The organism is Allobosea sp. (assembly GCF_051860145.1).
Lineage (GTDB): Bacteria > Pseudomonadota > Alphaproteobacteria > Rhizobiales > Beijerinckiaceae > Allobosea.
On the sequence record NZ_JBHYEM010000026.1, the window covers coordinates 30,694 to 34,031 of the forward strand.

2 protein-coding genes and 1 tRNA gene are annotated in these 3,338 nt (G+C 68.3%); 2 read left to right on the forward strand and 1 reads right to left on the reverse strand.

Features of this window, described 5'->3' with window-relative positions; genetic code table 11:
* Positions 1 to 140 precede the first annotated feature (140 nt).
* Both eno and ACTIF2_RS25125 read left to right on the forward strand, forming a co-directional pair.
* Positions 141 to 1,445 (forward strand): phosphopyruvate hydratase, encoded by a 1,305-nt coding sequence (gene eno / locus ACTIF2_RS25120; RefSeq protein ID WP_439499867.1) that lies wholly within the window; start codon positions 141 to 143, stop codon positions 1,443 to 1,445.
* Between the two features lie 44 nt (positions 1,446 to 1,489).
* Positions 1,490 to 2,515: a LacI family DNA-binding transcriptional regulator gene (locus tag ACTIF2_RS25125; RefSeq protein ID WP_439499868.1), complete on the forward strand. Its 1,026-nt coding sequence runs from the start codon at positions 1,490 to 1,492 to the stop codon at positions 2,513 to 2,515.
* Positions 2,516 to 3,113: 598 nt separating this feature from the next.
* On the opposite strand, the gene ACTIF2_RS25130 is transcribed toward ACTIF2_RS25125, so the two are convergent.
* A tRNA-Ser gene (locus tag ACTIF2_RS25130) sits at positions 3,114 to 3,204 on the reverse strand.
* Positions 3,205 to 3,338 lie beyond the last annotated feature (134 nt).

A 3,338-nucleotide genomic window follows, 5' to 3' on the forward strand; every position in this document is an offset into this window, starting at 1 on the left:
GTCGATGGCAAGTCGCCGGTCGAATACATCACCAGCGAGGCCGAGCGCGACCGCGTCCGCCGGGTCGCCCGGCCGCTGATCGCCACGCCGCCGCAACGGCTCTCCGACATTCGGCAAGCCTGGGCTCGGGAGATTTCAGCATGACGGGAACGACGATCGCCGCGGTTCGGGGCCGCCGGGTCTGGGATTCGCGCGGCCGGCCGACGGTGGAGGCCGATATCGTGCTCGCGAACGGCGCGCGCGGACGCGCCATCGCGCCCGCCGGCGCCTCGACCGGCAGCGGCGAGGCCGTCGACCGGCGCGACGGCGGGCCCGCCTTTGGCGGGCTGGACGTCACGGGAGCCGTGGCGGCAGTCAGCGGCGAGATCGCCGGCGCGCTCAAGGGGCGCGATGCGCTCGACCAGGCCGGGATCGACGGCGCGCTCATCGCGCTCGACGGTTCGGGCAATCTCGGCCGGCTCGGCGGAAACGCCGTCGTCGCGACCTCGATGGCCGTGCTTCACGCCGCGGCCGCGGCCTCCGGGAAACCGCTCTGGCGCCATCTCGCAGGAGACAGGAACGTCCGCATCCCCCTGCCCGAGATCCAGATTTTTGGCGGCGGCGCCCATGCGGCGGGGCGCGTCGACGTGCAGGACTTCATGGTGATGTGTCCGGCCGCCGACTCCTTCTGCGAAGCGCTCGACTGGACGGCCGAAATCTACCGCGCCGCGGGCGCGCTGATGAAATCCGCCGGCAAGCTCCAGGGCGTCGCCGACGAGGGCGGCTTCTGGCCGGCCTTCTCCTCGAACGAAGAGGCGCTCGACACGCTGGTGCGGGCGATCGAGGCCGCCGGCTTCAGGCCCGGCGACGAGGTCGCGATCTCGCTCGACATCGCCGCCTCCGAATTCGGCCGGAACGGCGTCTACAAGCTGGCGCTGGATGAGCGCGAGCTCGATTCCGCCGGCATGATCGCGCTGCTCGGCCGCTGGCTCGACAACTATCCGATCGTCTCGATCGAGGACCCGCTGGCGGAGGACGACGCTGAAGGCTTCGTCGCCTTCACCGCCGCCCACGGCGGACGCTGCCAGGTGATCGGCGACGATTATCTCGTCACCAACGCGGGGCGCGTCGCGGCGGCGGCCCGCGACAAGGCGCTGAACGCCGTCCTGATCAAGCCGAACCAGTCGGGCACCGTCACCGGCACGCGCGCGGCGCTGGATGCCGGCAAGGCGGCGGGTTTCGGCACGATCGTCTCCGCCCGCTCGGGCGAGACCGAGGACGTCACCATCGCCCATCTCGCGGTCGGCTGGGATTCCGGCCAGTTCAAGGTCGGCTCCTTCTCGCGCTCCGAGCGCATGGCGAAATGGAACGAATGCCTGCGCATCGAGGAAGAGCTCGGGACCGAGGCCGTCTTCGCCGGCTGGTCGGCCCTGCCGGCCGGAGCCAGGCGCGGCCGGGGCCGGTGAAGGCGCGGCCGCACGGCGTCGCGCCAGTCGCCGGAGCCTAGCCTGTGGCTCCGCGCGCGCCTGGCATGGTGACGGCGCGCCAGGTCGCCGACAGCCTCGGCGTCGCCGTCTCGACGGTCGGCCGCGCACTCGCCGACGATCCCAGGATCAGTCCGGAGACGAAGGCGCTGGTGCAGCGTGCGGCCGCGCGGTTGGGCTATGTGGCGAACACCCCGGCCCGGATGATGCGCGGCGGGTCGAGCCGGCTGATCGGGTTGATGCTGCCCGATATCCGCAACAGCTTCTACGCCACCATCGCCGAGGCGATGTCGGCCTGCTGCGACGGCGCCGGCTACCAGCTCGTCTTCTCGATCGCGGGCGATCCCGATGTCGAGGAGCGCCATGCAAGGGAGCTGGCCAGCGCCCGGGTCGCCGGCATCGTCATCGTGCCGACCCCGGATCCCAGGCCACAGACGCGCGAGATCCTGCGGCATTTTCCGCATGTCCAGCTGTTGCGGCGCGTTGCCGGGCTATCGCCGGCCTGGTTCGGCATCGACGATGAAGAGTGCCTGCGCCTCGGCACCGCCCATCTGATCGCGGCCGGGCATCGTCGCATCGGCTATATCGGCGGCGCCCTGCACTATTCGACCGGCGCCGCCCGCCTCGCCGGCTTCCGCCGCGCCTTCACCGAGGCGGGCCTCGATCCGGCGGGCGCGATCGAGGCGCTAGGCCCGCCGGCCGATGCGGGTTTCGGCTCGCGCGCGGCGCAGGCCCTGCTCCAGGCCGCCCCGCCGATCACCGCCATCATCACCGGCGCGGTGCAGGTGACGGGCGCGGTGCTGGAGGCGCTGCAGCGCTCGGGACGATCCGCGCCGCGCGACATCGCCGTCGTCGGGTTCGGGGACGAGCCGTCCTTCTCGTGGTGGGGGCCGGGGCTGACCACGCTCGCGATGCCGATCGACGAACTGGCCCAGTCCTGTGGCAACTGGCTGATCGACAGGCTGCGAAGCGGCGCGGCGATCGAGGAGCACGCCTCGATGGCGGCGACGCGGCTCGTGCTGCGCGGGAGTGCGGGGGCGGATCGGCTGTAGCACGAGCATTGCTCGATTTACTTGGCTACTGTGTTCTCAACGAGTTGGTGGAAGTCAGTTTCTGCTGAACCGGCGGCCTGTGCCGTTGCAACGGCATCACATCGAACACGGCGCGCACCGAAATTAACCTGAAATGCGCGAGCATATTTCTCTTCGGAGAAACAGACGCGGATCGCTCCAGCGTCGCGAGGCACCGAGACAACCCGATAAGGTATTTTCCACTGGCGAAGCCACACATCCATCATATGGAGCTTCGATAGGGAGTCATCGCCCTCAACCGCGACGAGCACATGGAATGACCATGGCCGCGCGCAATCGCCCCACATGTGCCTACCTCGGGAATTTCGAACCTAACCTTACGTCATATGGCGCACAAGTTTTCAATCCCCGTTTGGGAGCTACAGGGGGTGATGCGGCAATATGGCCTACGCCAGCACTCGGCCTTGCGGCCCGCGGGAACCGCGCAGTTCTCAAGTTTATGAGGAGAGAGTCGACGAAGCGGGTTCAGGGATGGGCTTGCGACACAAAAGCGCCCACACTTTTGCTGCAACGCCAGACAAAATCCAAGTTAAGGTATTGGTTTTAAAGAAAAAACAAGTGGCGGAGACGGAGGGATTCGAACCCTCGATACCCTTGTGGGGTATGCTCATTTAGCAAACGAGTGCCTTCAGCCTCTCGGCCACGTCTCCGTTATGGGCTCTATGCCCGATTGCCGGGCGCTTTGACAAGCCGTCAGGTTGAAGATCGTCCGGGCAAGCGGGCCGATCCGCTCCGAGCCTGCTCTCACCGACACGGGTGAGCTTGCGGTGGGGGACGTGAAATG